At 59.2% G+C, this 3,116-nt stretch carries 4 protein-coding genes and 1 pseudogene; 4 read left to right on the forward strand and 1 reads right to left on the reverse strand.

Annotation, left to right across the window (positions count from 1 at the left end; genetic code table 11):
• On the reverse strand, window positions 1-163 hold a 163-nt coding region (locus DOU54_RS18565), incomplete at its 3' end, for a Na+/H+ antiporter NhaA (RefSeq protein ID WP_193603397.1).
• Window positions 164-451: 288 nt separating this feature from the next.
• Between DOU54_RS18565 and tnpA the strand changes: the two genes are divergently transcribed.
• The 4 genes and pseudogenes from tnpA to DOU54_RS28570 form a co-directional block, all read left to right on the forward strand.
• Window positions 452-841 carry an IS66-like element accessory protein TnpA gene (tnpA, locus tag DOU54_RS18570; protein WP_210206213.1) on the forward strand — a complete coding sequence of 130 codons (390 nt, stop codon included), beginning with the start codon at window positions 452-454 and terminating at the stop codon, window positions 839-841.
• Window positions 838-1,185: an IS66 family insertion sequence element accessory protein TnpB gene (tnpB, locus tag DOU54_RS18575; RefSeq protein ID WP_081177312.1), complete on the forward strand. Its 348-nt coding sequence runs from the start codon at window positions 838-840 to the stop codon at window positions 1,183-1,185. The genes tnpA and tnpB overlap by 4 nt, the downstream gene beginning before the upstream one ends.
• Window positions 1,186-1,251: 66 nt before the next feature.
• Window positions 1,252-2,820 (forward strand): IS66 family transposase, encoded by a 1,569-nt coding sequence (tnpC, locus tag DOU54_RS18580; RefSeq protein ID WP_113731718.1) that lies wholly within the window; start codon window positions 1,252-1,254, stop codon window positions 2,818-2,820.
• Window positions 2,821-2,924: 104 nt separating this feature from the next.
• Window positions 2,925-2,996 (forward strand): annotated as a pseudogene (locus tag DOU54_RS28570) (DUF6429 family protein); the annotation flags it as partial.
• Window positions 2,997-3,116: the final 120 nt, after the last annotated feature.

The raw sequence follows: 3,116 nt of genomic DNA on the forward strand, positions 1-3,116 counted from the left end.
CATAGACATGAAGGATATTGAAATACGCGTCCGCTATCGGGGAATTCGCTGTCGCGATTGCCAGTGCAGCAACGAACATCAGGATGACACCGCCTGATGCCTCGTTATCGAGAAAGTGGCGGAGAGTGGATTGAATGCGGCCCTTGGACATCGTCGAAGACATGGGTTCGCGCTCCTTGTGAGAGGTTGATCGTAGTCTCCGTGGATTTCGGGGGAACCCGCAGCACCGCAGCACGCGCTGTGGGCAATATCTAGCGACTATCCGTGCTCATTTCTACAAAATTCGACCCGCATGAGCCAGATACGCGCCATCAAGTGATCAAGCATGATCCTGTAAAATGTCCGCGCCGCAATTGCATGTTTGATATGGGCGCGAATTCAATGTGCCAGCGGCACACCGCTTACCTAATTCCGTCATTAGAGACGTCATCAGGGATGAACTATGGGCCGTATGGAGATTTTGACCGGTGTCGAGCGTCGGCGCGACTGGTCAGACGAGGAGAAGCTTTCGATACTGCAAGAGGCTGCCGACCCGGATTCCAGGATTGCCGAAATAGCGCGTCGGCACGATATCAAACCTCAGCAGATTTATACCTGGCGGCGGAAGTTTGCAGCCGAGCGGGCTGAGCCGGTGGTTTCTTTTCTACCGGTCGCACTGATCGCCACGGGAGCGTGCGACGAAGCTGAACAACCTGCTCCGACTGACAAACCTGCAGCAAAGCGGGCGGCACGTCCCATGAGGATCGAGATCGGCTGCAAGGGCGGCCGTGTGTTGAAGGTCGAGGCTAACATTGCGCCAGGTGTCCTGAAAGCGCTGATCCGCTCGGTTGAAGACGCATGATCGCGCCAGGAGCAAATGTGCGCGTCTATCTCGCCTGCGGTGTGACGGATATGCGCAAGGGGATCGACGGCCTGATGGCGCTGGTGCAGTCGTCGCTTCGCCAGAAGCCCGCGTCTGGTTCAGTGTTTGCGTTTCGAGGGCGTCGCGGTGATCGCATCAAGCTGCTGTTCTGGGATGGCCAGGGATTTTGCCTCTACTACAAGGTCCTGGAGAAGGGCCGCTTTCCCTGGCCGTCCGCGACCGACGGCACGGCCCGGCTGACCGCAGCACAGTTGTCGATGCTATGGGAAGGTATTGACTGGCGGCGTCCCGCCTGGACCTCTGCGCCGACACGGGTTGCGTAAGGCAGGTGCCAATCTTTACAGATAGATAAGTGGCAATCTGAGAGCAAATCGCCTATAAAGTTTGGCATGGAAGCGAGCCCTTCGATCCTGCCTGAAGACGTCGATGCGTTGCGAGCCATCATCGCTGCGCAGGCTGACCAACTGGCTGAACAGGCTCGGAAGCTTCAATCCCGCGACACCCTGATCGACAAGCTGAAGGCGCAGCTTGCGGTTCTCAAACGGGCGCGGTTCGGCTCGTCCTCCGAGAAGATGGACCGCGCCATTGAACAGCTCGAACTTGCGCTGGAAGATATCGAGGCGGCCGAGGCGGAAGCCATGGCCCCGGCATCGTCGTCGACTGCCGGCCCGGCAAAGGCCAAGCCGAGCCGCCAGCCATTGCCCGATCATCTGCCACGCCATGACGTGACGCACCAGGCAACTTGCGCATGCCCGGTCTGTGGAGGCTCCGACTTCATCCGTGCAGGCGAAAACGTCAGCGAGGTTCTCGACTATGTCCCGGCCTCGTTCCGTGTCGTGCGCCATGTCCAGCCCCGCTTCACCTGCAAGGGCTGCGATACGCAGATTAAGGCCGAGATGCCGTCGTTGCCCATCGAACGCGGCAAGCCGGGACCGGGTCTGGTAGCCCATGTGCTGATCGCCAAATATTGCGATTACCTGCCTCTTTATCGCCAATCCGAGATTTATGCGCGGGAAGGCGTCGATCTGTCCCGCTCGACCATGGCCGACTGGATCGGCAAGGCCAGCACATTGCTGGAGCCGCTGCTGGCGAAGCTTCGGGACTATGTGTTCGCTGGCCATCGACTTCATGGTGACGACACGCCCGTTCCGGTTCTGGAGCCAGGCAAGGGCAAGACCAGGACCGGGCGGTTGTGGACCTATGTTCGCGACGGTCGTCCCTATGGTGAAACGATCCCACCTGCAGTCTGCTACTTCTTCAGTCCGGATCGCAAGGGAATGCATCCCAGGCAGCATCTGGCCACCTTCTCGGGCGTGCTGCATGCCGACGGCTATGCGGGCTTTCGTGACCTTTATGAACCGCACGAGCCAGGCGGCGCACCGGCCATTCTCGAAGCCGCCTGCTGGGCGCATGCAAGGCGCAAGTTCTTCGACCTGACGACGTCAGGCAAAGCGCCAATTGCCGAGGAGGCGCTGCGGCGGATCGGCGAACTCTACGACATCGAAAAGGCCGTTCGTGGTGAACCGCCAGACGTGCGGAAAGCTGCGCGGCAACATAGCAGCACTCCCAAGGTCGAAGCCTTGCGGCTATGGCTGGATGACAATCTCAAACGCCTTCCTCAAAAATCCGGGACAGCGGAAGCGATCCGATACGCACTTTCCCGCTGGAAATCGCTTTGCCGCTTCCTTGAAGACGGCACCATCGAGATCGACAACAATACAGCTGAACGGGCGATCCGACCGATTGCGCTCGGCCGCAAGAACTGGCTGTTCGCGGGATCGGACAAAGGCGGCGAACGCGCCGCTGCAATCCTGTCGTTGATCGAGACCGCAAAGCTCAACGGCCTCGATCCGGAAGCCTACTTGCGGGAGGTCCTTACCCGCATCGCCGATCACCCCATCAACCGGATCGACGAACTCCTGCCGTGGCACATGCAAGGTCCGTCAGAAATGTCCTGACCGGACGCTTACGATTGACCTGAACTGACGTTGCCGCTTAATTATAGTATCCATCCGAGGTAGGCCGCAGGGATCTTCGCGGTCGCGCGTGGTAAGCTTTCGGAATGGAGATCGACGAGGACAAAATCGACGACGCGGTGCTGGCGTTGCTATGGCTGACGCTTCACAACGAGCGTAAGCGGCAAGGAGACCCCATCTGGCGCGGCTGATGCTGAGTAGGGCATGTCGGGCATACGAGTTCTCTGAATGTGAGGATCTATGTCTAGACCTGCGGCTAGCCTTGGGTTGATGCGAAT

It is taken from the genome of Agrobacterium sp. MS2 (assembly GCF_003261015.1).
GTDB classification, from domain to species: Bacteria; Pseudomonadota; Alphaproteobacteria; order Rhizobiales; family Rhizobiaceae; genus Agrobacterium; species Agrobacterium pusense.

Excerpts from the sequence above, each read along its gene's own strand:
- tnpB (WP_081177312.1), top strand. The coding sequence starts at position 838 with ATGATCGCGCCAGGAGCAAATGTGCGCGTCTATCTCGCCTGCGGTGTG.
- tnpA (WP_210206213.1), top strand. The coding sequence starts at position 452 with ATGGAGATTTTGACCGGTGTCGAGCGTCGGCGCGACTGGTCAGACGAG.
- tnpC (WP_113731718.1), top strand. The coding sequence starts at position 1,252 with ATGGAAGCGAGCCCTTCGATCCTGCCTGAAGACGTCGATGCGTTGCGA.